The sequence below is a fragment of the uncultured Cetobacterium sp. genome, assembly GCF_947038635.1.
Classification (GTDB): domain Bacteria; phylum Fusobacteriota; class Fusobacteriia; order Fusobacteriales; family Fusobacteriaceae; genus Cetobacterium_A.
In genome coordinates, this window is record NZ_CAMQXC010000003.1 from 23,813 (window position 1) to 49,826 (window position 26,014).

21 protein-coding genes are annotated in these 26,014 nt (G+C 28.7%); 7 read left to right on the plus strand and 14 right to left on the minus strand.

Translation table 11 applies throughout. From position 1 onward, the window contains the following. Positions 1-6: 6 nt before the first annotated feature. Positions 7-318, minus strand: a complete 312-nt coding sequence (ylxM, locus tag Q0V08_RS00700; RefSeq protein ID WP_023051403.1) for a YlxM family DNA-binding protein — start codon at positions 316-318, stop codon at positions 7-9. A 129-nt stretch (positions 319-447) separates the two neighbouring features. Here ylxM and folE point away from each other — a divergent pair, with 129 nt between their 5' ends. The 3 genes from folE to folP are packed head-to-tail and all read left to right on the plus strand — an operon-like array spanning position 448 to position 2,673. Beyond that, positions 448-1,002: a GTP cyclohydrolase I FolE gene (gene folE / locus Q0V08_RS00705; protein WP_297431177.1), complete on the plus strand. Its 555-nt coding sequence runs from the start codon at positions 448-450 to the stop codon at positions 1,000-1,002. A 12-nt stretch (positions 1,003-1,014) separates the two neighbouring features. Next, positions 1,015-1,836: a 2-amino-4-hydroxy-6-hydroxymethyldihydropteridine diphosphokinase gene (gene folK / locus Q0V08_RS00710; RefSeq protein ID WP_297431179.1), complete on the plus strand. Its 822-nt coding sequence runs from the start codon at positions 1,015-1,017 to the stop codon at positions 1,834-1,836. Between the two features lie 9 nt (positions 1,837-1,845). After that, positions 1,846-2,673 carry a dihydropteroate synthase gene (gene folP / locus Q0V08_RS00715; RefSeq protein ID WP_297431181.1) on the plus strand — a complete coding sequence of 276 codons (828 nt, stop codon included), beginning with the start codon at positions 1,846-1,848 and terminating at the stop codon, positions 2,671-2,673. Positions 2,674-2,709: 36 nt separating this feature from the next. Here the strand turns inward: folP and Q0V08_RS00720 are convergent, their stop codons facing one another. The 6 genes from Q0V08_RS00720 to Q0V08_RS00745 all read right to left on the minus strand — a co-directional run bounded on the left by Q0V08_RS00720 (position 2,710) and on the right by Q0V08_RS00745 (position 9,629). Then, positions 2,710-4,179 carry a nucleoside kinase gene (locus Q0V08_RS00720; protein WP_297431184.1) on the minus strand — a complete coding sequence of 490 codons (1,470 nt, stop codon included), beginning with the start codon at positions 4,177-4,179 and terminating at the stop codon, positions 2,710-2,712. Between the two features lie 63 nt (positions 4,180-4,242). Next, positions 4,243-5,217: an oligopeptide/dipeptide ABC transporter ATP-binding protein gene (locus Q0V08_RS00725; RefSeq protein WP_297431186.1), complete on the minus strand. Its 975-nt coding sequence runs from the start codon at positions 5,215-5,217 to the stop codon at positions 4,243-4,245. Next, positions 5,207-6,208 carry an ABC transporter ATP-binding protein gene (locus Q0V08_RS00730; protein WP_297431188.1) on the minus strand — a complete coding sequence of 334 codons (1,002 nt, stop codon included), beginning with the start codon at positions 6,206-6,208 and terminating at the stop codon, positions 5,207-5,209. Before Q0V08_RS00730 ends, Q0V08_RS00725 begins: the two co-directional genes overlap by 11 nt. Positions 6,209-6,231: 23 nt before the next feature. After that, positions 6,232-7,113: a nickel transporter permease gene (nikC, locus tag Q0V08_RS00735; RefSeq protein ID WP_297431190.1), complete on the minus strand. Its 882-nt coding sequence runs from the start codon at positions 7,111-7,113 to the stop codon at positions 6,232-6,234. Between the two features lie 14 nt (positions 7,114-7,127). Beyond that, positions 7,128-8,054, minus strand: coding sequence for a nickel ABC transporter permease (gene nikB / locus Q0V08_RS00740; RefSeq protein WP_297431192.1), 927 nt, complete (start codon positions 8,052-8,054; stop codon positions 7,128-7,130). A 72-nt stretch (positions 8,055-8,126) separates the two neighbouring features. Further along, positions 8,127-9,629, minus strand: a complete 1,503-nt coding sequence (locus Q0V08_RS00745; RefSeq protein ID WP_297431194.1) for a glutathione ABC transporter substrate-binding protein — start codon at positions 9,627-9,629, stop codon at positions 8,127-8,129. Between the two features lie 235 nt (positions 9,630-9,864). Here Q0V08_RS00745 and Q0V08_RS00750 point away from each other — a divergent pair, with 235 nt between their 5' ends. Beyond that, a complete protein-coding gene (locus Q0V08_RS00750) occupies positions 9,865-10,326 on the plus strand; it encodes a DUF2147 domain-containing protein (RefSeq protein ID WP_297431196.1) in 462 nt (153 codons plus the stop codon). Positions 10,327-10,400: 74 nt separating this feature from the next. Here Q0V08_RS00750 and adhE read toward each other — a convergent pair whose 3' ends face one another. Continuing rightward, entirely contained in the window at positions 10,401-13,025 is a 2,625-nt protein-coding gene (gene adhE, locus Q0V08_RS00755; RefSeq protein WP_297431198.1) for a bifunctional acetaldehyde-CoA/alcohol dehydrogenase, read from the minus strand. Between the two features lie 228 nt (positions 13,026-13,253). On the opposite strand from adhE, the gene Q0V08_RS00760 reads away from it, so the two are divergent. After that, positions 13,254-14,723: an ATP-dependent helicase gene (locus Q0V08_RS00760; protein WP_297431200.1), complete on the plus strand. Its 1,470-nt coding sequence runs from the start codon at positions 13,254-13,256 to the stop codon at positions 14,721-14,723. 9 nt (positions 14,724-14,732) lie between these two features. On the opposite strand, the gene Q0V08_RS00765 is transcribed toward Q0V08_RS00760, so the two are convergent. Both Q0V08_RS00765 and Q0V08_RS00770 read right to left on the minus strand, forming a co-directional pair. After that, the gene (locus Q0V08_RS00765) at positions 14,733-15,722 is read right to left on the minus strand and encodes a hypothetical protein (protein ID WP_297431201.1); all 990 of its coding nucleotides are present in this window, start codon (positions 15,720-15,722) and stop codon (positions 14,733-14,735) included. A 76-nt stretch (positions 15,723-15,798) separates the two neighbouring features. Beyond that, a complete protein-coding gene (locus Q0V08_RS00770) occupies positions 15,799-17,928 on the minus strand; it encodes a heavy metal translocating P-type ATPase (protein ID WP_297431203.1) in 2,130 nt (709 codons plus the stop codon). 144 nt (positions 17,929-18,072) lie between these two features. Between Q0V08_RS00770 and Q0V08_RS00775 the strand changes: the two genes are divergently transcribed. After that, a complete protein-coding gene (locus tag Q0V08_RS00775; RefSeq protein WP_297431204.1) occupies positions 18,073-19,275 on the plus strand; it encodes an SAM-dependent methyltransferase in 1,203 nt (400 codons plus the stop codon). Between the two features lie 20 nt (positions 19,276-19,295). After that, positions 19,296-19,619, plus strand: coding sequence for a hypothetical protein (locus Q0V08_RS00780; protein ID WP_297431206.1), 324 nt, complete (start codon positions 19,296-19,298; stop codon positions 19,617-19,619). A 35-nt stretch (positions 19,620-19,654) separates the two neighbouring features. Here Q0V08_RS00780 and Q0V08_RS00785 read toward each other — a convergent pair whose 3' ends face one another. The 4 genes from Q0V08_RS00785 to hisS all read right to left on the minus strand — a co-directional run bounded on the left by Q0V08_RS00785 (position 19,655) and on the right by hisS (position 26,008). Continuing rightward, positions 19,655-20,824: a putative manganese transporter gene (locus tag Q0V08_RS00785; RefSeq protein ID WP_297431209.1), complete on the minus strand. Its 1,170-nt coding sequence runs from the start codon at positions 20,822-20,824 to the stop codon at positions 19,655-19,657. Positions 20,825-20,929: 105 nt separating this feature from the next. Further along, positions 20,930-22,642: an arginine--tRNA ligase gene (gene argS, locus Q0V08_RS00790; RefSeq protein WP_297431211.1), complete on the minus strand. Its 1,713-nt coding sequence runs from the start codon at positions 22,640-22,642 to the stop codon at positions 20,930-20,932. Between the two features lie 323 nt (positions 22,643-22,965). After that, on the minus strand, positions 22,966-24,750 hold the full coding sequence (aspS, locus tag Q0V08_RS00795; protein WP_297431213.1) for an aspartate--tRNA ligase: 1,785 nt from the start codon (positions 24,748-24,750) through the stop codon (positions 22,966-22,968). Between the two features lie 16 nt (positions 24,751-24,766). Beyond that, on the minus strand, positions 24,767-26,008 hold the full coding sequence (gene hisS / locus Q0V08_RS00800; RefSeq protein WP_297431215.1) for a histidine--tRNA ligase: 1,242 nt from the start codon (positions 26,006-26,008) through the stop codon (positions 24,767-24,769). Positions 26,009-26,014: the final 6 nt, after the last annotated feature.

Here is a 26,014-nt window from a genome sequence, read left to right on the forward strand (position 1 = left end):
CCCCTACTAAAAGTTTTTTTCGATTATTTCATCCAGTTTTTTAATTGTGAAATCTTTTTTCAGCTCTTTTAACTGCGATAGTAATTCTAAATCTCTTTTATGAAATCCTATCTTTTCTTCATAATCTCTCAAAATTTTTATTCCTCTTCTTATGTTATCATAGACAGCTTGTCTACTTACATTATACTTCTTTCCAATCTCTGTAAGAGACAGGTCTTCCTCGAAGTGCTCTAACAAATATTCTTTTTGTCTATCACTTAAAAGATTTCTATAATAGTCAAGCAGAATAGAGACTTCTAACATCTCATTCAATTCCATAATATCACCAACATATTATATCCATATTTATATTTTTTGTCAAGCATTTTTTCTTTACAAAACTTTAAGTTTTTTACCTTTACTATTCTATGATATAATTAATTTATATCAAACTTTCGAGGTGATTTAATGAATTTAAAAACACATATTAAAAATATAATTCTTGAAATAAACAGCGACAATAACTTAATCTCTGATGAAGTTATTGAAAATACACCTGAACGAATTGAAACTTTTTATAAAGAAATTTTTTCAGGTCTTCATTTAAATCCTTATGACTTTTTAAAAAGAACATTTCCAATACAAAATAATGATTTAGTCATTGAAAAAAATATTTCTTTTTATTCTATGTGCGAACATCATTTTTTACCTTTTTTTGGTAAAATTTCTATTGGTTATATTCCTAATAATAAAATTGTTGGTTTTGGAGATATTATAAAAGTTATTGAAGCTTATTCTAAAAGACCACAGCTACAAGAAAGACTTTGTGAAGAAATTGCTGAAACAATCTATAAAGGACTTGAGTGTCAAGGAGTATATATTTTAATGGAAGCTGAACATATGTGTATGACTATGAGAGGAGTAAAATCTATTGGTACTAAAGTTACTACAACATCTTCAAAAGGTATTTTCAACACTAATAATAGTTTAAAAACAGAATTTTTAACTTTAGTTAAAAATTAGAGGGAGAATTTAATGGATAAAATATATATTAAAAATTTAGAATTTATAGGAAATCATGGAGTTTTTGCTGAAGAAAAATTTTTACAACAAAAATTTATTATTTCTATTGAAATGGAAACGTGTACCAGAAAAGCTGGTGTTAATGATGATTTAAATCACTCTACGCACTATGGTTTAGTTTCTGATGATGTAGAAAGAGTCTTCTTTTCAAAATCATTTGACTTAATTGAAGCTCTTGCTGAAGCAATCGCTAAAGAGATTCTTATAAAGTATTCTCTTATTAAAAATGTTACAGTTAAAATAAAAAAACCTTGGGCTCCTATTAAAAAACATTTTGATTATGTCGCAGTTGAAATTTCACGTTCTAGAAATATTTCATACCTTTCTATAGGTACAAATATTGGAAATTTAAAATTTAATTTAGATACTGCTATCTCTCATATATCAAACCTTGAAAATACTCAAGTAACTAAAGTTAGTAGTTTCTTAGAAACTGAACCTTTTGGTGACGTTATACAAGATAACTTTTTAAATGCTTGCCTTAAAATTGAAACTCTTTTTACTCCAGAAGAGCTTTTAGAAAAGCTTCTTGAGATTGAAGTTAAAATGGGAAGAGTACGTGAGATAAAGTGGGGTCCTAGAGTTATTGATATAGATATCTTACTTTTTAACAATCTAATTGTTGAAGAAGAAAATTTAGCTATTCCTCATCCTTGGATGTGTGAACGTTCATTTGTTCTAGATCCATTAAATGAAATTGCTCCAAATGTTATTCATCCTTTAGAAAACAAATATATTTCAACATTAAAAAGAATACTTGATAAATCTTTATAGGAGGTTATTATGATTTTTTCATCTCGAGGTAAAACTTTTATTTTAAATAAAGAAACTCTAATTATGGGTATTTTAAATGTTACTCCTGATTCATTTTCTGATGGTGGAAAATTTAATTCTATTGACTTAGCTTTTGAACATGCCAAAACTTTAGTTGCTCAAGGAGCTCATATAATTGATATAGGTGGACAATCAACTCGACCTGGACATGAAGAGGTTGATTTAACAACTGAAATAAATAGAGTTATTCCAATTATTAAAAAAATATCAAAAGAGTTAGATTGTATTATATCTATTGATACTTACAGAGCAGAAGTTGCTAAAGCAGCAATTGAGGCCGGTGCTCACATCATCAACGATGTTTGGGGTCTTCAAAAAGACAATGGTGAAATGGCTCAAATTGCCGCAAAATATAACTGTGTTGTTATTGCTATGCATAATCAAAATTCAAAAATTTATGAAGAGGATATTATTCTTTCTATGAAAAAATTCTTTAAAAAAACTTTTGAAATTGCAGAAAAAAATGGACTTAATCCAAATAAAATTATAATCGATCCTGGAATTGGATTTGGAAAAGGTTATAATGAAAATATTGAGGTTTTAAATCGTTTAAAAGAGCTTACTTTTATTGCTCCTATTTTATTAGGTGTTTCAAAAAAAGGTTTCATAGGAAAAGATTTAAATCTTAATCCTAACGATAGAGTCGAAGGAACTATTGCTGTTAACACATTAGGTATCCTTAACGGAGCAAAAATAATTCGTGTTCATAATGTTTTAGAACATAAAAAAGCTCTATCTATTATTGATAAAATTATCTATTATTCTAAAAATAATTAAACTTAGGAGAGCCTCATCGCTCTCCTAATAATTTATTTAATAATTATAAAAATAACTTCCACCTATGAACTCTTTTAATATAGATTCATCTGGTACGTATCTATCTGAAATTGTTGTAAAATAACTTAATAATCTTAAAAGTTTTCTAGCCTCATCATAGTGTGGACTCCCCATCTTTATTTTAATTAACTCTCTCTCCACAGCTGGTTTTAAGACACCTATTTCATAGGCTAAACTCGTATCAAATATAACATCCGCATTTTCTTGGTATGGGAATATATTTTTGCTTTCACCTTTTCTAACTCTACTCCACATCTCTAAAGTTTCTTCTGCATCAAAATTTCTTGAAATACTGTCTCTAACTATTCTTCTCATTTTTCTTACAATACTAGTTTTTATTCTATTATGAGCATCTATATTCAATTGAGTTAAACAACTGATATAAATTTTAAAAATATGACTTTGAGAAATTCCCTCAATTAAACTATTATTTAAACCATGTATTCCCTCTAAAATTATAATTGTATTTTTTGATATTTTTACTATTTCCCCTTTTTCTTTTCTTTGACCACTTGTAAAATCATATTTTGGAATCTCTACTTCTCTTTCAAGCATTAAATCTCTCAAATTTTTATTTAAAAGTTCTATATCAAGGGCTTTTATTGTCTCAAAATCCTTTTTTCCATTTTCATCAATAGGGATTTGATCTCGATTTACGTAATAATCATCTAAAGATATCATTAATGGCCTTATTTCAGATGCCATTAAATGTAATTTTAACCGATTACTAAAAGTTGTTTTTCCTGATGAACTTGGACCAGCTATCGTAACTATTTTTATCTCTCTATCCTCTAATATCTTTTCAGTTATATTAGTTATTTTTTTATCATGAAGAGTTTCATTAACTCTAATTAATTCTATTATATCTCCTTGTAGATTAATCCTGTTTAAACTTCCAACACATGATACTTCCATTATATCATTCCACTTAGAACTTTCTTTATATACTTTAGCTAATTTTCGATCATCAATCATTGGTGGAATTTGAATAACTCCATTTATCTCTTTTGGTGTTTTAAATATAAATCCCTCATCATATGGATATATTTCAAATAAATCTACATATTCCGTATTTTCATATAATTCTTCTATAAAATAAGTTCTATAATTTTCTAATTCATATACGAAAAAAGAGATTATTCCTGTAGTTTCTAAAAGCTCTTTCAAATCCTCACGAATATTTTCTAAATGTTTTTCTGTTATCTCCTCTGAAGTAAATTGAATTTTTTTTATAACTTTTTTTTCTGCTACTATTTCACTCATTCTCTTCTCTATTTTTTTTATCTCTTCTTCTGTAATATATTTTTTTTCATTTATAGTTACATAGACACCATTATTTAAAGAGTTTCTAAATACTACTTGAAATGCTGGATAAATATCATTAATTGCTTTTAATAAAACTAATTTTGATGTTAAATGATATTTTCTACTTTTAAATTTTTCCATAAAATTCCTCCTTTATAAAAATAACTCTAAATTAGTATTTAGCCTAATTTAGAGTTATCCTTTTTATTCTTCTATTTTTTTCTCTTCTTTTCCTATCAAATGACATGCATAGAAATGTCCTGGTGATATCTCTCTTAAAACTGGTGTTGAATTTCCACATTCAGGAATTGCCATACTACATCTTTTTCTAAATCTACATCCTACTCCTGGATTAATTGGTGACGTTATCTCTCCCTTTAATCTCTCTCTACTCATCTTATGTTTTATACTTGGAATAGGTATTGCTGATAATAAAGCCTTTGTATATGGGTGTACTGGATTTTTAAATAGCTCTTTTGCTGGTGCTTTTTCTACAAGTTCTCCTAAGTACATTACTGCTATATCATCAGAAAAATGTTTTACAACTGATAAATCATGAGTTATAAACATATATGTCAAACCAAATTCCTCTTGTAAATCTTTCATAAGGTTTAATACTTGCGCTTGAATAGAAACATCTAAGGCTGAAACCGGCTCATCACAAACTATAAATTTAGGATTTAATGCCAATGCTCTAGCTATACCAATTCTTTGTCTTCTTCCACCATCTAATTCATGAGGATATGTATTAGTTAATCTTTCACTAAGTCCTACTGTTTCCATCAACTTAGCTACTTTCTCTTGTAACTCCTCTTTATTTTTACATTTTTTATGAATTATTAATGGTTCTGCTATTATTTCACTTATAGTCATTCTTGGATTTAAAGAAGCATATGGATCTTGGAAAATAATTTGCATCTCTTCTCTTAGTTTAACCATCTCTGCTTTTCCATAATCTCTTATATTTTTTCCTTCAAAAATTATTTCTCCATCAGTTGCTTCAAGAAGTCTTAAAACTACTCTTCCAGTAGTAGATTTTCCACATCCTGATTCTCCAACAACTCCTAAAGTTTTTCCTCTTTCTATTGAAAAAGTAACTCCATCTACAGCATGTAAAAGTCCTTTTGGAGTATTAAAATATTTTTTTAAGTTTCTTACCTCTAGTATTTTATCTGCCATTTCTTCCCTCCTGTAGCTCTGGTACATTTATTACCCCTTCGTAAGCCAAACATTTTACTTTATGTCCATTCTCAATAGATGTTCTTGGACTTCTTTTTGAACATTCCTCTTGTGCATATGGACATCTAGGATGGAATCTACATCCAGATGGTAAGTCTGTAGGATCTGGCATTAATCCTTTTATAGGTTTTAATCTAGTTACATCTTCATCTAAACTAGGTATTGAATCAAATAGTCCATGTGTATATGGATGCTTTGGTTTTTCAAATATGTCATACAGTGTTCCAGATTCTATAATTTCTCCCGCATACATTATTGCTACCTTATCACATACTTGTGCAACTACTCCTAAATCATGAGTTATTAGTAACATTGACGTTCTTAATTTCTCTTTTAAATCGTTCATTAAATCTAAAACTTGAGCTTGGATTGTTACATCTAAAGCTGTTGTTGGTTCATCTGCAATCAATAATTTTGGATTACACGCTAATGCTATAGCTATTACAACTCTTTGCTTCATTCCACCAGAAAATTGATGTGGATAATCATTTAATCTATTTCCTGGAATTCCAACTAATTCTAGCATTTCACTTGCTTTTTCCATAGCATCTTTTGTTGATAACTTTTCATGAATTTGTATTACTTCTGCAATTTGATCTCCTACAGTTAATACTGGATTTAAAGATGTCATCGGATCTTGGAAGATCATACTTATTTGTCTTCCTCTTATTGCTCTCATATCCTCTTCTGAAATAGTCAATAAATTTCTTCCCTGAAAATTAATCTCACCAGATACAATTTTTCCAGGTGGATTTGGAACTAATCTCATTATTCCTAACGCTGTAGTCGTTTTACCTGCACCTGTTTCTCCAACTAATCCTAATGTTTCTCCCTCTGCTAATTCTATCTCTAAATCTGTTACTGCCATAACTTTTTCATCATTTGCTTCATAATTTATAGATAAATTTTTTATATTTAATAGTTTTTCCATTTACGTCCATCTCCCCACTGTAATTATTGTTTTAATCTTGGATCTAATGCATCTCTTAGACCATCCCCTAAAAGATTTAAAGATAGTATTGTTATCATTATTGATACACCTGGGAATGTTGTTACCCACCATGCATATCTAAGATATTGTCTTCCTCCAGATAACATTGATCCCCATTCAGGAGCAGGGGGCTGAATTCCCAATCCAATAAAGCTTAATCCCGCCGTTGATAATATGGCACCTGCAACACCTAATGTCCCTTGTACAATTACTGGTGCTAGCGAGTTCGGAATAATATGTCTACATATTATTCTTGCATCATTTGCTCCAATTGCTCTTGCTGCTTCAATAAACTCTTGATCTCTTATCGATAATACCGAAGCTCTTACTATTCTAGCATATCTTGGAACAGATGATATACTTACTGCAATCATTAGATTTAAAAGATTAGGACCTAATGCTGATACGATAGCTATAGCAAGAAGTATACTCGGTACAGCTAAAAATATATCCATTATTCTCATTATTATATTATCTAATTTTCCACCATAATATCCCGCTACAGCTCCTAAGAAGCCTCCAATTGCTATTGCTATACCTACTGCTAATATACCAACTTTTAAAGATACTCTAGCACCGTGAACTAATCTAGCAAATATATCTCTTCCAAATTCATCAGTTCCTAACCAATGTTGTGCTGAAGGTGGTTTCAATCTCATTCTTAAATTTTGCTTAATTACAACTTGATCATAATTTGCAATTTGGTCTGCAAATATTGCAAGTAAAACTATTATTGTTATTATTATTAAACCTAATAGGGCCATCTTATTTCTCTTTAGATTTTTCCATAATTCTGCCCATTGGCTTCTTTTTTTCCCCACATTTTCATTTTTTATAGTAGCCACTTTTATTCACCCCTTTATTTGTATTGCGATTTTATTCTTGGATCAACATAAGCATATAGTATATCTACTGCTAGATTTACAACACTAAATGTCACTGCCAAGAAAATTACTGATGCTAAAACTGTTGGCGTGTCTTTTTGTCTAATGGCATCTACCATCATTCTTCCTACACCTGGCCATGAGTAAACTGATTCTGTTAAAACCGCTCCACCTAAAAGTCCTCCAAATTGTAATCCCACTACTGTTATTACTGGAATTAAAGCATTTTTTAAAGCATGTTTATTTATAACAACTTTTTCTGCTACTCCTTTAGCTCTTGCTGTTCTTATATAATCTTGTCTTATAACCTCTAACATAGAAGAACGAGTCATACGAGTAATTATGGCTGCTGATCCCACTCCTAAGGTTACGGATGGAAGTATCAAACTTTTTAATCCATCAAATCCTCCAGAAGGTAACCATCTCAAATTAACTGAGAATGTTAAAATTAACATTAATCCAAGCCAGAAAACGGGCATTGATACTCCTAATAAAGCTCCTATCATACTAACACTATCAATTAATGTATATTGTCTTGTTGCCGATATAATCCCTAGTGGGATTCCAATGCAAACAGCTATAATTATTCCTAAAACTGCTAATATTAATGTATTTGGAAATCTTGAAAAAATTTCTCCAAACACTTCTCTTCCTGTTGTATAAGATTGTCCAAAATTTCCAACTACTGCATTTTTTACAAATCTTAGATATTGAACAATAAAAGGGTCATTTAATCCCATTTCTAATCTTAATTGTGCCACGGCCTCTTTAGGAGCACTTTCTCCTAGGATAAGTTGAGCTGGATCTCCTGGTGTAAATGACATTATTGTAAATACTAAGAATGAAACTCCTAGTAATACAGGTATTAACAATAGTATTCTCTTTACTACATATTTGTACATTGTGTAGCCCCCTTTATTTGCTTTATACTAGAAAGGAAACCATTTAGGTTTCCTTTCTAAAATTTAAATATTTTACTTTGTTTTATAAGTCCCATAAACTTTATGGTGTCCTGCAGGATGCATCTTGAATCCTTGTACAGTTTTTTGTTCTCCTACATTTTGTGTTGGATAAACTAATGTTAACACTGGAACTTCCTCTTGTACTATATCTTGAATTTCATAGTAATAAGTTTTTCTCTCTTCTGGATTAACACTACTTCTTCCTTTTACTAATAACTCGTCAACTTTTGGATTTGAATAGAATGATCTATTACCTGCTCCACCTTTATTTGCTGAGTTAAATAGTGGATCTAATCCATAGTCAGCATCTCCTGTTACAGAAACCCAACCTAATATATATAAATCATGATCTCCTCTAGCTGTTCCATCTAAAAATGCTCCCCACTCAAGAGTTTCTATTGTTACATCAATTCCAACTTGTTTTAATTGATCCTGAGCTATAACAGCTATATCTCTTCTAATCGGATTATCATTTATCCATAACTTTAATTTTAATCCTTTATCATATCCAGCTTCTTTTAATAACTCTTTTGCTTTTTCTGGATTATATTCATATGCTTTTGCATTGGGATTATATCCAAAAACTTTTGGTCCTATTGACGAATTAGCTGTTTGAGCTGATCCTTGATACACCGCATCTGCTATATCTTGAGTATTTAAAGCATAAGCTATTGCTTGTCTTACTTTTTTATCTTTTAACGAATCTTTTTCCATATTAAATCCTAAATATGTTGTAGATAAAGATGGTTCCTCAATTAATTCTAATCTTTCATTATCTCTAACCATATTTTTATCTACAGGATCAATATCAAAAGCTATATCTACCTCTCCTGTTTCTAATCCTATCGTTCTATTTGTTCCTTCAACAATACTTCTAAAGATAACCTTATCTGTTGGAGCCTTTCCTAAATAATAGTCTGGATTAACTTCCAATGTTATTCTATCCCCTGCTTGCCAATCAACAAACTTATATGGCCCTGTTCCTACTGGATGTTGTCCATAAGCCCCACCAGCTTTTTCTACAGCTTCTTTATTTAAAATTCCTGATGCATTATGAGATAAATGACTTAATAGTGGACCAAAAGGAGTCGATGTTTTTACTCTTACAGTATAGTCATCTACAACTTCTACAGAATCAACTGCTTTTATTATATGAGATACTTGAGGTGATGCTTTCATTCTATCTAAAGAAAATTTAACATCGTTTGCTGTTAATTCTTTTCCATTATGAAATTTTACACCTTTTCTCAATTTAAACTCTGTTGTCTTATCATCCACTTGAGTCCAACTTTCAGCTAATCCAGGAACTATATTCATATTAGTATCTTGTTTCACCAAAGTATCGTATATTTGCCCAGATACTTTTGCTGATGGTGCATCATTTGTTGCATGTATATCTAATGTCTTAGCGTCTGCTCCATTAGCTATAACTAGGGTATTCTTGTCAGCTCTTGCCTCTAAATTCATTCCTAAAAAAATTGCTAAAGTACTTAATAAAAGTATTTTTTTCTTCATTTTTCCCCCCTGCATTTCTATTTTATTTTTCAATAATTTAATATTGTTAATAAAATATAACCTTTTATATCGTACAAATCAAATTTATTTAATGAATATGTTCTATTTAAAAAATAAATTTTTTTTATTATTACTAAAAAAAGAAAAAATATTTTTATTTTGTTCTTTTTTTCAGTATTGATTTATTTAATTACACCTGTTATAATATTAAAAACAAATATTTTGGAGGAATAAAATGAAAAAAATATTTTTATTAATTACACTTATATTTAGTACCTTAACTTTTTCAAAAGAAGAGAATATTCAAGGTAAATGGATTACTGAGAAAGCTAAAAATGGAAACCAAATCATAGTAGAGTTTGAAAAAATAGACAATAGATATTTTGGAAAGATCATACAGTTAACTATCCCAATTTATGAGAAAGGTCATAAGTTAGAAGGAAAAACAAAACTTGATTTAGCTAATCCTGATGAAAAACTTAAAACAAGATCATTAGTTGGCATAAATTTCGTTAGTGATTTCACATACAACCCTGAAAAAGACCGTTTTGAAAATGGGTTTATTTATAATCCAGAAAATGGAAAAACTTACTACTGTTCTATCTCTTTTAAAGACCCAAATACCCTTATAGTAAAAGGAAGTCTTGATAAATCAGGCTTTATTGGATCTAAACAAATATGGTCAAAAATTAAATAATTATAAATAAAACCTCCTAAATATTTAGGAGGTTTTATTTTCTATATGACTAAATTTAATTAAGGTGGCTAATTTTATTTTGCTTTTTTCTCAGATTTTTCTTCGCTTTTCTTTTGCATAGCTAAGTACTTTTCTGGACCATAATAAGCTCTTAAGTACATCTCTTTTAAATCACTCATTAATGGATATCTTGGATTTGCTCCAGTACATTGGTCATCAAATGCATCTTCAACCATTTGATCTAATTTAGATAAGAACTCCTGCTCTGAAATTCCGTATTCTGCTATTGTTGATTTTATTCCAATCTCAGTTTTTAATTCTGATATTTTCTTTCTTAATATTTTAGCTTTCTCTTCTGGAGTTTCATTTCCTTTTGTAAATCCTAAGTAGTCAGCTAATTTTGCATAACACTCTTTTGCATGTGGATATTTATATTGTGCAAATCCTGCCATTTTAAATGGTCTATCTGTTGCATTAAATCTAATTACTTCATCAAGTAATAATGCATTTGCTACTCCATGAGGTAAGTGGAATGCTGCTCCTAATTTATGAGCCATTGAGTGACATATTCCTAAGAATGCATTCGAGAATGCCATTCCAGCCATACAAGATGCATTTGCCATTTTTTCTTTAGCTTTAACTGCTAATGCTCCACCTTTAACTGATTCAGGAAGATATTTAAATGTTAATCTAGTTGCCTCTAATGCTAATGGATTAGTAAACTCTGATGCCATTATAGATACATATGCTTCAATAGCATGAGTTACTACGTCTATTCCTGATGCTGCTGTTAAACCAGCTGGCATTGATAACATTAATTGAGGATCTACTACTGCTACATTTGGTGTAATTTCATAGTCAGCTAATGGATATTTTACTCCTGTCGTATCATCTGTTATAACAGCAAATGGAGTTACTTCTGATCCTGTTCCTGCTGAAGTTGCAACTGCCCAGAACTCTGCTTTTTCTCCCATTTTAGGGAATTTAACTATTCTTTTTCTGATATCCATAAATGTCATAGCTAAATCTTTAAAGTTTACTTTTGGATGCTCATACATAACCCACATAATTTTAGCCGCGTCCATTGCTGAACCACCACCTAAAGCTATGATTACATCTGGATTATAGTTTCTCATTAATTCTGCACCTTTTTCAACTACACTTAAAGTTGGATCCGCTTGTACATCTGAGAATACTCTAAAATCTACTCCAATATTTTCTAAAACTGTTGTTATATGATCTGTATATCCTAAAGAAGCTAATTGTTGATCTGTTACAATTACAGCTTTTTTCTTTCCTTTTAATTCTTCTAAAGCCACTGGAAGAGATCCGAATTTGAAGTATACTCTTTCAGGAATTCTAAACCATAGCATATTTTCTCTCCTTTTAGCAACTGTCTTTATGTTTATTAAATGCTTAACTCCAACATTTTCAGAAACAGCGTTTCCTCCCCATGATCCACATCCAAGTGTTAATGATGGTGCTAGTTTAAAGTTAAATACATCTCCGATAGCTCCTTGAGCTGCTGGCATATTAATTAATGTTCTTCCTGTTTTCATTGTTTTTCCAAATAAATCAATTTTATCTTTTGCAACTAATTCATCTGCATATAAAACTGATGTATGTCCCATTCCACCAAGCTCTATTAATCTATCAGCTTTCTTTAAAGCGTCTTCAAAATTCTTAGCTTTGTACATTGCTAATACTGGTGATAATTTCTCGTGTGAAAATGCTTCTTCTAACTCAACTGATTCAACTTCTCCTATAATAACTTTTGTATTTTCTGGAACAGTTACTCCAGCCATTTGAGCTATTTTATAAGCTGATTGTCCTACGATATCTCCGTTTAAATGTCCATCTATTACTATTGTTTTTCTTACTTTATCTACTTCGTCACCTTTTAAGATATAAGCATTTCTTGCTGTAAATTCCTCTTTTACTTTATCATAAATTGAAGCTGGAATTATTACTGCTTGCTCAGAAGCACAGATAACTCCATTATCAAAAGTTTTTGATAATAAAATTGAGTTTACTGCCATTTTTATGTGTGCTGTTTCATCTATTATTACTGGTGTATTTCCAGCTCCTACTCCAATTGCAGGTGTTCCTGATGAGTAAGCAGCTTTAACCATTCCTGGTCCTCCAGTTGCTAATATTAAATCTGCCATTTTCATAAGATCATTAGATGCTTGAACTGATGGCTCAGCAATCCATCCTATTATATCTTTTGGAGCTCCAGCCTTCACTGCTGCTTCTAAAACTATTTTAGCTGCTTCTATTGTTGCATTTTTTGCTCTTGGGTGTGGAGAAAAAATAATTCCATTTCTTGTTTTTAAAGCTAATAATGCTTTAAATATTGCTGTTGATGTTGGGTTAGTAGTTGGAACGATTCCAGCTATAACTCCAATTGGTTCAGCTATTTTTTCAACTCCATAAGCTGCGTCAATTTCTATTGTTCCACAAGTTTTTGTATCCTTATATGAATTATATATATATTCTGAAGCAAAGTGATTTTTTATAACTTTATCTTCAACAATTCCCATTCCAGTTTCTTCAACTGCCATTTTAGCTAATTTTATTCTAGCATTATTTGCAGCTAATGAAGCTTCTCTAAAAATTTCATCAACTTGTTCTTGAGTAAATTTAGAATATTCTTTTTGTGCTAATCTTACTTTTTCTATTGTATTTATTAGTGTCATAAACATCACTCCTGTGTGAATTTTTATTTTTATAATGCTAGTATACTTGTGTTTTAGTGTTTTTTAAAATTTTTTTTCGATAATTTTTCTAATTTTTAACCATCAATTTTTGATCATTTTATTTTTTTAGACTCGTTATTCAATTTTTTGTTACTTTTATTAGATTTTTTTACTTTATTGAGGTATATTCTATTAAGCTTTATTTTTGTAGGGGAGATGATTACTTTTATGAACGAAACTCATTTAAAAAATATATCTTTAAAAAATTTAGATTTATCTGATAATTTCAAAAATTTTTTAATAAATAATTTGAATTTTGATCAATTAATAGCCGTAATAAATTTAAATGGCCATTTTTTAATTATAGCAGGAGCAGGTTCTGGAAAAACAAGAACCATTATATACAGAGCTTTTCTTTTAATTGAATTAAAAGTTCCTTCTAAAAATATTCTGATTCTAACTTTTACCAGAAAAGCTATTAATGAAATAAAAATAAGGATTAACTCTTTTTTACCCGATTCAAATATTTGTATTGAAACTTTTCATTCTTTAGCATATAAATATCTAAAAAAATATAGCCAAAATAAATATTTTAAAATTCTTACTGTTGATGATGCTTTAATTTTAGCTAAAAAAACTTCTCTTTATGAAGAACTTTTAAAAATATTTTCTAAGGATATTTTAATAAAAATTATCTCTCTAACATCATCCTCTCTTTTAAAAGAATACTATTTTAAAAAGCTAGATGAAAAATCAAAAACTTTAGTTATAAATTTTTTTAATAATTTTGAAATATTAAAAAAAACAGAGAATTTCTATTCTTTTAATGATTTACTTCTTCAATTTTATAAATTATTAAATCTTAATTTAATTACTAACAATTTTCAATATATTATGATTGATGAATATCAAGATACTGATAATTTACAAGTTGATATTTTAAAATTACTAGCTAAAAATTCTAATCTCATGGTTGTAGGAGATGATTATCAAAGTATTTATGGTTTTAAAGGAACTTCCATGGAAAATATCCTAAATTTTTCCAATGAATTTTCCAATGTTAAAACTATTATTTTAAAAGAGAATTATCGAAGTACCTACCCTATTTTAAATTTATCAAATGAATTTTCTAAAAAATTAAAGTATTGTTTCAGAAAATCACTTATAACTAAAGATACATCCTTAAAAAAACCTAACTTAAATATTTTTAAAAACCATTTTAATGAAATTTCATTTATTTTTGAAAAAGTAAAAAATATTTTAGATTTAAATCCAAATGCTACAATTGGAATTCTTTTTAGAAATTTTATCTATATGGAAGAGTTTATCAAATTCTTTGAATCTTCTAATACTAAATTTAACATTGCTTCTAATCCATTTTTAGAAAATATTTTTAAAAATAAATTTTATAATACAAATACAACTCTCACATTTTCAACTATTCATAGTTCTAAAGGATTAGAATGGGATTATGTCTTTATTCCTCTTCTTTTAGAAGGTATCATTCCAAGTTCAATAGGTGATGCTCTAAATCTAGAAGAGGAAAAAAGACTTTTTTATGTAGCTTTAACTCGAGCTAAAAAAGAACTTTTTTTGTCTTATCCTTTATCTTTCTATAGTGACTTTGGACTATTTAAAACTCCATCTCAATTTATAGAAAATATTAATTCTAGTTTTTTTAATATAAAAAGAGGATAGTTTAAAGAACTATCCTCTTTTAAAATCAATTATAAACTTTTCTATTCCTATACTCTCTTCTATTCCACCATTTTTTATTAAAAACTCAACATTTAATAATTTTTCTAGTTTTTTTAATAAAAATTGTTCATTAAATAAAGACATGTATTTTAATTTTAAAAAAATAGGATACTCTCTAATATAACCTCTATTATTCTTAAAATATTTTTTTAATTTTTCATATGTATTTCCTTTAAAATCATTATATGAAATATTTTCTCTTAATTCTCCACTTTTCTTTAACCCTACTAATTTTAAAGCTAAACTTAACTCTTCTGAAATTAAATACAAAAATAACATATACTCTTTACTTTTCTTTAAATAATCTAATAACACTTCCATATTATCTTCAATCATAAAGTCTTCTACTAATTTTTTTAAATTATACTCATCACTTACTGATAAAATAGGTAGAATTTTTTCTAATATAAATGTTTTTCCATTTAAGAAATTTTTTATTTTTTCTACTTCATTTTTTACCTTAAAGAAATCATCTCCCAAAATCTCCGCTAATTTTTCAGCTTCATACTCAGATATTTCCAACTCTTTCTCTATAAAAAAATGTATTCCTTTTTTCTCTAAAGCTTTTCTTGCTGTAATTACTTTTCCTAATTTTTCTGCATTTGTTAAAACCTTTTTTCCAACCTCATTTATTGCTTTACCGTAATCATTTAACTCTTCTTCATAAACAACTACAACCTCTTTTTTCGTTAGATCATACTCTCCAACTATTTTTAATAGTTGATCTAGCTTTTTACTCTTTTCAGCTCTTTTTAAAACTACTAACTCCTTTGGAACAAACATAGAGTTTATTGAAATACTTTCTAAAAAGCTATCTTCCTCACTTTGAGAAGCATCATATACTTTCATTGGAATATTAGGATTTGACTTTTTTATTTTTTCCATTAACTCTTCATATTTTAATGGAAGTGGAGTGTCTCCGTAAACAAAATAAAACATATCTATCTCCCTTTTCTTTTTTTATATATTATAACACAAAAAATAAAAGAGAGTATATGTACTCTCTTTTTATTCTTTAATTTTTTTTACTTAAAATTTTAGAGGCATTTAAAACAGCTAATACTGATACTCCTACGTCTGCAAAAATAGCTAACCATAGATTTGCAATTCCAAGAACTCCTAAAATCATAACTACTACTTTTACACCTAAAGCAAATCCTACGTTTTCTAAAACAACTTGATTATTTCTTTTTCCTAAGTGTAAAGCTTCTATTATTTTATAAGGATCATCATTCATTAAAACTATATCTGAACTTTCTATTGCAATATCACTTCCTAATTTCCCCATAGAAATTCCTATATCGGCCATTGCCAATACTGGTGCATCGTTTATTCCATCGCCTACAAATATTGTTCCTTTTTTACTTTTACTTTTTATCTCTTCTAATTTACTAACTTTATCTTGAGGAAGAAGATTTGTACACACTTTATCTTCATCAATTCCTAATATTTCTCCTATATGTTTACCCGTTTTTTTATTATCTCCAGTTAACATATATACATCAATACCTTGTGCTTTCAATTCATCTATTGTTCTTCTAGAGTTTTCTTTTATTTCATCTTCTACAAAAATTCTACCCACAAACTCTGAGTCTACAGCAACATAAACTACTGTTCCAAAAGCTTCTGGCAATTCAACGCTGATATTATGACTCTCTAAAAATTTTCTACTTCCTACTAGAATCTCTTTTCCAGAGTAAAGAGCATTAACTCCGTATCCTGCTTTCTCATTATGCCCCTGTATATCCCATTCTGAAACTTCTACATCTCCATAATTTAATATAGCTTTTCCTATAGGATGATTTGAATAAAACTCACCTGCTTTAGCGTACTCCATTAGATGTTTTTCTGATCCATTTATAACTTCAACCTTTGTTACTTTAAAACTTCCCTTTGTTAAAGTCCCTGTTTTATCAAATACAACTGTATCTATATTTTTTAATCTTTCTAAATAATTTCCACCTTTTATCAATATTCCATCTTTTGATCCTTTTCCAATAGAACTAAAGAATGTAAGAGGTACTGATAAAACTAATGCACATGGACAAGATATTACTAAAAATATAAGAGCTCTACTAAACCATAATTTAAAATTACCATCATAAAATACAGGTACTCCAATACTTATTAAAATAGCCATAAATACAACTATCGGTGTATAATATCTTGCAAATTTTGTTATAAATTTTTCAGCGTGAGCTTTTTTACTTCCTGCACTTTGAACCATATCTATTATTCTACTAACAGTTGATTGAGAGTATAATTTTGTAACTTTTACTTCAATAGTTCCATTTATATTTATAGATCCGCTTAATATTTCACTCCCTGCCTCACCTATTACAGGAACTGACTCTCCTGTTAAAGCTGATTTATCTAGTGTTGTTGTCCCTGACACTATAATACCATCTAATGGGACTCTTTCTCCTGGTTTTACAACTAATATATCTCCCACTTTTACTTTTGAAGGATTCATCATTTCTATAACACCATTTTTATCTTTTACATTTGCAAATTCTGGCTTTATACTCATCAATTTTTCTATAGATTTTTTTGAGTTATTAACTGCCATATCTTGAAAAAATTCTCCTATTTTATAGAAAATCATAACACCAGCAGCCTCTCCAAAATCACCTAAAGCTAAAGCTCCAACTGTAGCTATACTCATTAAGAAATTCTCATCTAAAAATTTTCCTCTTTTTATATTTTTTAAAGCATTTAATAAGATATCATATCCTGATAACCCGTATGCAATAATTAAAATTATATCTTTTTGTAAACTCTTAGGTAATGTTAATCCAACAACGAAAAGTGTAACTCCAACTGTTAAAATAATTACATCTATTTTTGAAATTAATTCATTGCCATGAGAATGATCATGTTCATGAGAATTTTCAATTTCATTTAATTCGACATCATCATTTTTTAATTTTTTAAAATATGTTCCTGGCTCTACTTTATCTGCAATTTTATTTAATTTTTCAATAAGTTCATCTTCATTTACCTCTTCTTTCAGTGTAAACTTCAATTTTTTTGTATAAAAATCAACGTTAACACCTTCTAACTCAGCTAATTTATCCAATTCATATTGAATTTTTGATGCACAACCTCCACAGTGGAGATTTTCAATCTCATACTCTTTTTTCATCATTTCATCTCCTTACATCGATATACCTATACCCCCTATATCTATGATTCTAAAATACCATAATTTACCATTTTTGTCAAAAATTTTTTGAATATTTTTCTCTTACAGAGTATAATATAGATTATTGAAAATAAGGAGTTTAATATGAAATACCTAAAAAATGATATTTTAAATATTTTTAAAGATAGTATTAATAATAATAATTTTATAAAAGGGATTTTTTCAAATCCTACAAAAGAAAGTTCTTATAAAAAAATAAACTTAAAACCTGTTCAAATAAAAGAAGAGTTTTTTATACAATTTGAAAGTTTTGTGGATAATAAAGCTTTTCATAAAAATGAGAACTTAATTGACAGTTTTAAAATTTTAGATGAAATTATTGATACCTTTAAACAAATTTTAATAGTTACATCTAATCAAGAGATTCAAATTTTACAAAATAAAAAAGGTTTTTCTATAAAAAGAAAAAATACTGAAAGTAAAACATTAGAGCTTTCTCATAATAAACAAAAAAATTATATCTTACAAGATAATACACCCATTCCATTCTTAATTAGACTTGGAGTTATGTCTGAAGCCGGAAAAGTTAGTAAAGAAAAATTTAATAAATTTAGACAAATAAATAGATATTTAGAATTTATTGAGGATACATTAAAAGAGTTACAAGAAAAAAAACTTGTTGGTAATTCAATGAAGATAATTGATTTCGGATGTGGTAAATCATACTTAACTTTTGCTTTGTATCATTATTTAAAAAACATTAAAAATTTAGATATTGATGTTATAGGTCTAGACTTGAAAGAGGATGTTATTAATCATTGTAATACTATTGCTAAAGATTTGAACTTTAATAATCTTCAATTTTTAAAAGGAGATATTAAAGACTTTGATATTTTTAAAGATGTTGATTTAATATTCTCATTACATGCTTGTAATAATGCTACTGACTACTCAATCCTTAAAGGATTAGAATTAGGTGCTAAAGCTATTTTAGCTGTTCCTTGCTGTCAGTCAGAAATAAATCAAAAAATAGACAAATCTTCTACAACACAATTAAATGGAGTTTTATCACCTTTTGGAAATCATGGTATTTTACAAGAAAGATTTAGTTCTTTAGCTACAGATGCACTAAGAGCTCTTTCTTTAGAACTTTGTGGTTATAATACAAAGGTTATGGAATTTATAGATATGGAGCATACTCCTAAAAATATTCTAATTAAAGCTATTTTAGGTTCTCCTTCAAAAGAAAAATTAGAAGAAAAAAGAAAAGAATATGACAAATACTTAGAGTTTTTAGGTGTTAATCCACTTTTAGATAATTTACTTAAAAATTATTTTAAAAAATAATATATTAGGAGATGATTTTTATGAACAAATTACTGCAAGACAAAATTTTTAGAGAACTTCTAAATTTTCATTCTCAAGGTGATATTTTTGAAGAAAAAGAGATTATAACTCTTGGATGTATGGCTAATGGAAGCACAAAAGAATTACAAAAGAAAATCTTAACAACAATTGATTTACAGACTCTTTTTCAAGATTATTCTCTAAATGAGATAAATGAAAATGCCTCTATTTTAGCAGATAAGGAGCTTATAAAAATTAATCGAGTAACAACTACTACAAATAAAAACTATTTAGAGCTTTTAGAGCCTTTAGTTTCATTAGATGATTTTTTAGATGAAATTTAAAAAATATTAAAACAGATGGTCATAGGCCATCTGTTTTAAGTTTCTAATAAATATAAAAAACCTCCAACTAGCAGAGCTGGAATTACATTATATAAAGTAACTAATAAAGCTGATTTTTTACTTAAGGCTAGTAATGGAAATAATGCATCCCCATCATTACATATTGCATTAGCTACCAAAGCTGAAAATGGAATTCCACCTGATATATATATGGCTGCTAATAATATTTGAGGTCCACACCCTGGTATTAATCCAATTAAAACTGCACCTATTACTACTAAAAAACCTTTATTTTCTAAAAATAACTTTAAACCATCAGTTCCCCCTATATATTTTAACAATAGTTCATATCCAAAAAATGCCACAAAAACCCAACTCACTAAAAATGCCACTTCTTCTGCTGTATGTATCAACGTTTCTTTTACTGACCCTAATTTACTTTCAGTTTTATCAAAATTACTACCCTGTATTCCTTTTCTACTTAGTAAAGTATATAAAATACATAAAATTGTTCCTATACTACCACTTATATTCATATACTCAATTATAAAATGATTTTCATGCGTATGAGCATCTAATAGATGTTCTAATGCAAACGGAAAAGAAACTATTACTAAAAACCAAAATATTTTATACCATATATTATGAGTTATTAAGTATACATATTTAAAATCTGTTCTTCTATGTAAAACTTTATCAACTATATCCCCTTTTTTATGTGCTATATGTTTATGGTGTTTATGTCCACTCTCTTCATTTACATACTCCATCCCTTTTTCCATTTGTTTATTTTTATTTATAACTATATTTTCACCAATTTTAAAATAATCTATAAATAAACCACAAATTAATCCTGTTATTCCACTTATTATCAATACTTTAAAGTATGTAGTTATATCTCCTACAATTAAAATAAAGGCAGCATCTCCCATTGTTGTTATAAAAGCTGCAACCAAGCTACCAAAAGTCACTTTTCCTAAAATATACATTGGAACCACAACTATTGCGCCTCCACAACCTGGAATTAACCCTAATAACGCTGAAAAATAAACTTGATTCTTCTTATCTTTTTCTAATAGTTTTATTATTATTCCATTAAACTTATAATCTATTAAACTAATTAATAATAAAGATATCGATACAAAAACACCAACTTTATAAAAAACCTCCACAGTAACATTATAAAAAAGATAAATCCACTCCATTCTTCCACCTCGTATTACAAATTCTTATTATCTAAACTTGTTATACTTAGTTTTTTTCTTATTCTTTTTTATAAAAAAACCAGTGCTCTCACACTGGTTTTAATTTTACATTCTCTCTAATGTATTTATTCCTAAAAGATTCAATCCTTCTTTCAATACAGCTGCTGTTCTTTCAGCTAATAACAATCTTGAATATAAAGTTTCATCCTCTTGATTTAATATTGGACACGCATTGTAGAAACTATTGAATTTTTTTGATAATTCAAATAAATAATCAGCTATTAAATTTGGTCTACAACTATCTGCAGCTTTTAATATAACTCCTGGGAACTGTGTTAAATGGTGAGCTAAAGTTCTTTCTGTTTTATCAACAAACTTTATTGTAATATCCTCTTTAATATCTTTATTTTGCTCTTTTGCTCTTCTTAAGATAGATTTAATTCTCGCATAAGAATATTGTAAATATGGAGCTGTATTTCCTTCAAAGCTTAGAATTTTATCCCATTCAAAAATAACTGCTGTTTGTCTATTTTGTGATAAATCAGCATATTTTATAGCTCCAGTTCCTACAACTTCTGCTATATTATCTTTTTCTTCTTCTGATAATTCTGGATTTTTTTCATTTACAATTTCATAAGCTCTTCTCTTACCTTCATCTAAAAGTTCCTCTAATCTAATTACATTTCCTTTTCTAGTAGAGAATACTCCATCAGCAAATCTCATTATTCCAAACCAAACATGTTGCTTTTCAACATTCCATCCTAACATATCTGTAATTCTAAAGAATTGTCTAAAGTGATCCTGCTGTCTCTCATCCGTTACATATATTAATTTATTTACATTATAATTAGCTAATCTGAATTTAACAGTTGCTATATCTGAAGTTGCATATAAAAATGCTCCATCTTTCTTTTGAACAATACAAGGGTGTAGCTTCTCTTCCTCTGGGAAAAATACAACTTTTGCACCTTGATCTTCAACTGCTATTTTCTTATTTTCTAACTCTTCAACTACTCCTGGCATTAAATTATGATAAAAAGATTCGCCATAATATGTATCAAAATTTATACCCATTCTATTGTATAGCTTTGCATACTCATCTAGAGAAACTTTTATAAACTCTTGCCATAATCTATAATTTTCCTCATCTCCATCTTGAAGCTTCTTTAATTCTTCTCTAGCTTGATCTTCAAGTTCTGGATTTTCCTCACTCTGTTTTGTAAACTCAACATAAACTCTTTCTAATTCCTCAATAGCATTTTCTTTATAAGCTTCTTGATTAAGCCAGTTTCTATATCCTATTATTAGTTTTCCAAATTGAGTTCCCCAATCTCCAATATGATTATCTGCCACAACATTATAACCTAGATACTTATACATTCTTTTAATTGAATCTCCGATTATAGTTGATCTTAAGTGACCAATATGCATTCTCTTTGCTATATTTGGTGAAGAGTAATCTATTATTACATCTCCTTCTGTATTAAGTCCCTTAAATTCATAACCCTCTTTTGAAATCTTTTTAACTAAATCTCCTAAATATGAATCTTTTAAAAATATATTTAAAAATCCTGGTCCTGCAATCTCTATTTTATCAATTACACTATTTTCAACTATGTTATTTACAACATTCTCAGCAATAGCTCTCGGATTACCACCAATTATTTTAGAATTCATCATAGCAAAATTTGATTGAAAATCTCCAAATTTTTCATTTGTTGCTACAGTTATCTCTATTGGTTTTAATTCTTTATCTGGATAAAGATTATTTACTGTTTCTAATAAAATTATTTCTATTTGTTTTTCAATAGTTAACATTTATTCTCCTTTCATCGTGAAATAAAAAAAAGGACTCGAAAGTCCTAAAAAGAATAACTCCAGTCTACCGCCTTCCTTACGGTTTTGGTCGCCATTTCTTATAAGTGGTAACCAGATATTATCTATACACAGGGTCCGTGAAACAAGGGTTTCCGTGACTTTTCTGAACTATAAATAACAGCGCCAATCCCAATAGCGACCTTAGGCCCAAAACCTCCAGATAATAGCGAGTAGACCAGAAATATTTATTCTTAAGACAATTATATCACTTCTATATTATTTTTTCAATTAAAAAATCCTTATGAATAGTATATTTTTTATAACTAAACTATTTCTGAATTATATGTTGAATCTAAATAAAGCTCTTCTAATTGCTTATCATCAACTTTACTTGGTGCTTCTGTCATTAAACATTGACCTTTATTTGTTTTAGGGAATGGGATTACATCTCTTATTGATTGCTCTTTTAACATTACCATTAACCATCTATCAATACCAAAAGCTAATCCTCCATGTGGTGGTGCTCCATATTTAAATGCATCCACAAAGAATCCAAACTTCTCTTGTGCTTCCTCTTTAGATAAACCTAACTTTTCAAATACTTTGCTTTGAATTTCAGGATTAAATATTCTTATTGATCCTCCACCAATTTCAGATCCATTTAATACTAAGTCGTATGAATTAGTTCTAACTTCATCCATTTCTCCATCTAAGAATAACTGCATATCTTCAGCTTTTATTGAAGTGAATGGGTGATGTTGAGCCTTATATCTTTGCTCCTCTTCATCATATTCGAACATAGGGAAATCTACTACCCATAAGAATTTAAATTCATCATTGTTGATTAATCCTAGCTCTTTTCCTAATTTTAATCTTACAGCACCTAAAGCTCCATACACAACTTTTGCTCTATCTGCCACAATCATTATTACATCTCCAACTTTTGCTTCAGTTCTAGCTATGATTGCATTCATCTCTTCTTCAGTAAAGAACTTAGCTATTGGCGAATTAACTCCCTCTTCTGTTAACTTTATCCAAGCCATTCCTTTTGCACCAAAATATGTTTTTGCATAATCCTCATATTCAGTTAAAATTTTTCTTGAGAATTGCTCCGCAACTCCTGGAGCTACAACTGCTTTAACGATTCCACCAGCTTCCACTGCACTTTTAAAACCTTTGAATCCACAAGTTGCCATTATATCTGTTAAATCTTTTAATTCAACAGCAAATCTTGTATCAGGTTTATCTGAACCAAATCTTTCCATCGCTTCTGCATAAGGCATTCTTGGGAATTCATAATCAGCTGATTCTCCTGTTACATTTTTAAATACTCTTTTAGCTAATCCTTCTATCTCGTTCATAATATCTTTTTGTTCTATGAAAGACATCTCGATATCTAATTGAGTAAACTCAGGTTGTCTGTCAGCTCTTAAATCTTCATCTCTAAAACATTTAGCAATTTGGAAGTACTTTTCTACTCCTGAAATCATTAATAGTTGCTTAAATAATTGAGGTGATTGTGGTAAAGCATAGAAATCTCCTGGATTAATTCTACTTGGAACTAAGAAGTCTCTTGCTCCTTCTGGTGTTGACTTTGTTAAAATTGGAGTATCTACGTCTAAGAATCCTTTCTCATCCATATAATTTCTTATTGACATAATCATTTTATGTCTCATTTTTAGATTTCTAGTCATTTGAGATCTTCTTAAATCTAAATATCTATATTTTAATCTTATATTTTCACTTAAATTTTCATCTCCAGATATTTGGAATGGTAAAACATCACAGTTATTTAAAACTTCTAAATCTGTTACAAATACCTCGATATCTCCAGTAGGTATATTAGCATTTTTACTTTGTCTTTCTTTTACAACTCCTACAACTTTTATAACTGATTCATTTTTTAATTTTTGTGCTCTTTCTACAACTGAAACTTCTGCTACATCTGTATGAAAAACTATTTGTGTTTTTCCCTCTCTATCTCTTAAATCGATAAATGTTAATCCACCTAAGTCTCTTTTTGTATCAACCCATCCAGATAAAGTAACTGTTTCACCAATATTTGAAGCTCTTAATTCCCCTAAGTTATGAGTTCTATAATACGTCATCGCTTTTCTCCTTCTATTATTTTAATATATTTTTTATATTTTCTATACTTACTTCTTCTTGAGTTCTATTGATGAAATCTTTTAGCATAACAATACCTTTATTCATTTCATCTTCTCCTATTATAATAACATTTTTTGCTCCAACTTTATCAGCTTTTTTCATATGAGCTTTCATCCCTTTTGAAGCATAATCTATTACAACAGATTTTCCAGAAAGTCTTAAATCATTAGCTATTTTAAATGCAGAATCCATAGTAGATTCACCTAACCAAGCTATATATACATCTAACTCTCTTTTAGGAAAATCTTCTCCTAAAAGCATCATAATTCTTTCAACTCCTGCTGCAAATCCAAATGCAGGTATCTCTTTATCCCCAAGTTGTTTTAAAAGATTATCATATCTTCCACCACCTAAAACAGTTCCTTGTGATCCTAATTTATTTGTCACAATCTCATAAACTGTACTTGAGTAATAATCTAACCCTCTAACTAATCTTGGATCTTCTTTATACTTTACATTAAATAGTGTTAAATATTTTTTTACTGTTTCATAGTGTGCTTTTTCCTCTGCTGATAAAGAGTCTGTTATAATTGGTGCGTTAGCTGTTAACTCTTTACATCTATCTACTTTACAATCTAAAACTCTAAGTGGATTTTTCTCCATTCTCATTTTACAATCATCACAAAGTTCTTCTCTCATTGGTTCTAAAAAGTTTAAAAGAGTTTCTCTATATCTCTGTCTGCTTTCTTTTTCTCCTACAGAATTTATAGTTACTTCTAAATCAGTAACTCCTATTTTACTTAAAAATGAATATCCCATAGCAATTACTTCTGCATCTAATATTGGTGAGCTTTCACCTAAAACTTCTACACCTATTTGATTGAATTCTCTTTGTCTTCCTGCTTGAGGTCTTTCATATCTAAACATAGAACCTGCATAAAAATATCTTGAAACTTCCTCTTTTGCATATATCTTATTTTCTAAATAACATCTTACAACAGCTGCTGTTCCCTCTGGTCTTAAAGTAATGCTTCTCTCTCCTCTATCTTGGAAAGTGTACATCTCTTTTTCAACAATATCTGTTCCCTCTCCTACTCCTCTTTTAAAAAGATCTGTTTCTTCAAATATAGGAGTTTTTATCATTGAGTATCCATAATTTCCAAAAAACTCTTGAGCTGTTCTTGTTATATAGTCATACTTTATTCCTTCATCTCCAAATATATCTTTAGTTCCTCTAACCGCTTTAATTAGCTTCATTTTATC

What these genes read in the sequence shown, in the direction of transcription:
- Q0V08_RS00750 (WP_297431196.1), top strand. Translation starts at nt 9,865, where the DNA reads ATGAAAAAAATATTTTTATTAATTACACTTATATTTAGTACCTTAACT.
- adhE (WP_297431198.1), bottom strand. Translation starts at nt 13,025, where the DNA reads ATGACACTAATAAATACAATAGAAAAAGTAAGATTAGCACAAAAAGAA.
- nikB (WP_297431192.1), bottom strand. Translation starts at nt 8,054, where the DNA reads ATGTACAAATATGTAGTAAAGAGAATACTATTGTTAATACCTGTATTA.
- argS (WP_297431211.1), bottom strand. Translation starts at nt 22,642, where the DNA reads ATGTTAACTATTGAAAAACAAATAGAAATAATTTTATTAGAAACAGTA.
- Q0V08_RS00725 (WP_297431186.1), bottom strand. Translation starts at nt 5,217, where the DNA reads ATGGCAGATAAAATACTAGAGGTAAGAAACTTAAAAAAATATTTTAAT.
- folP (WP_297431181.1), top strand. Translation starts at nt 1,846, where the DNA reads ATGATTTTTTCATCTCGAGGTAAAACTTTTATTTTAAATAAAGAAACT.
- Q0V08_RS00780 (WP_297431206.1), top strand. Translation starts at nt 19,296, where the DNA reads ATGAACAAATTACTGCAAGACAAAATTTTTAGAGAACTTCTAAATTTT.
- Q0V08_RS00760 (WP_297431200.1), top strand. Translation starts at nt 13,254, where the DNA reads ATGAACGAAACTCATTTAAAAAATATATCTTTAAAAAATTTAGATTTA.
- ylxM (WP_023051403.1), bottom strand. Translation starts at nt 318, where the DNA reads ATGGAATTGAATGAGATGTTAGAAGTCTCTATTCTGCTTGACTATTAT.
- Q0V08_RS00785 (WP_297431209.1), bottom strand. Translation starts at nt 20,824, where the DNA reads ATGGAGTGGATTTATCTTTTTTATAATGTTACTGTGGAGGTTTTTTAT.
- aspS (WP_297431213.1), bottom strand. Translation starts at nt 24,750, where the DNA reads ATGACGTATTATAGAACTCATAACTTAGGGGAATTAAGAGCTTCAAAT.
- Q0V08_RS00730 (WP_297431188.1), bottom strand. Translation starts at nt 6,208, where the DNA reads ATGGAAAAACTATTAAATATAAAAAATTTATCTATAAATTATGAAGCA.
- Q0V08_RS00720 (WP_297431184.1), bottom strand. Translation starts at nt 4,179, where the DNA reads ATGGAAAAATTTAAAAGTAGAAAATATCATTTAACATCAAAATTAGTT.
- Q0V08_RS00775 (WP_297431204.1), top strand. Translation starts at nt 18,073, where the DNA reads ATGAAATACCTAAAAAATGATATTTTAAATATTTTTAAAGATAGTATT.
- folE (WP_297431177.1), top strand. Translation starts at nt 448, where the DNA reads ATGAATTTAAAAACACATATTAAAAATATAATTCTTGAAATAAACAGC.
- Q0V08_RS00745 (WP_297431194.1), bottom strand. Translation starts at nt 9,629, where the DNA reads ATGAAGAAAAAAATACTTTTATTAAGTACTTTAGCAATTTTTTTAGGA.
- hisS (WP_297431215.1), bottom strand. Translation starts at nt 26,008, where the DNA reads ATGAAGCTAATTAAAGCGGTTAGAGGAACTAAAGATATATTTGGAGAT.
- Q0V08_RS00770 (WP_297431203.1), bottom strand. Translation starts at nt 17,928, where the DNA reads ATGAAAAAAGAGTATGAGATTGAAAATCTCCACTGTGGAGGTTGTGCA.
- folK (WP_297431179.1), top strand. Translation starts at nt 1,015, where the DNA reads ATGGATAAAATATATATTAAAAATTTAGAATTTATAGGAAATCATGGA.
- Q0V08_RS00765 (WP_297431201.1), bottom strand. Translation starts at nt 15,722, where the DNA reads ATGTTTTATTTTGTTTACGGAGACACTCCACTTCCATTAAAATATGAA.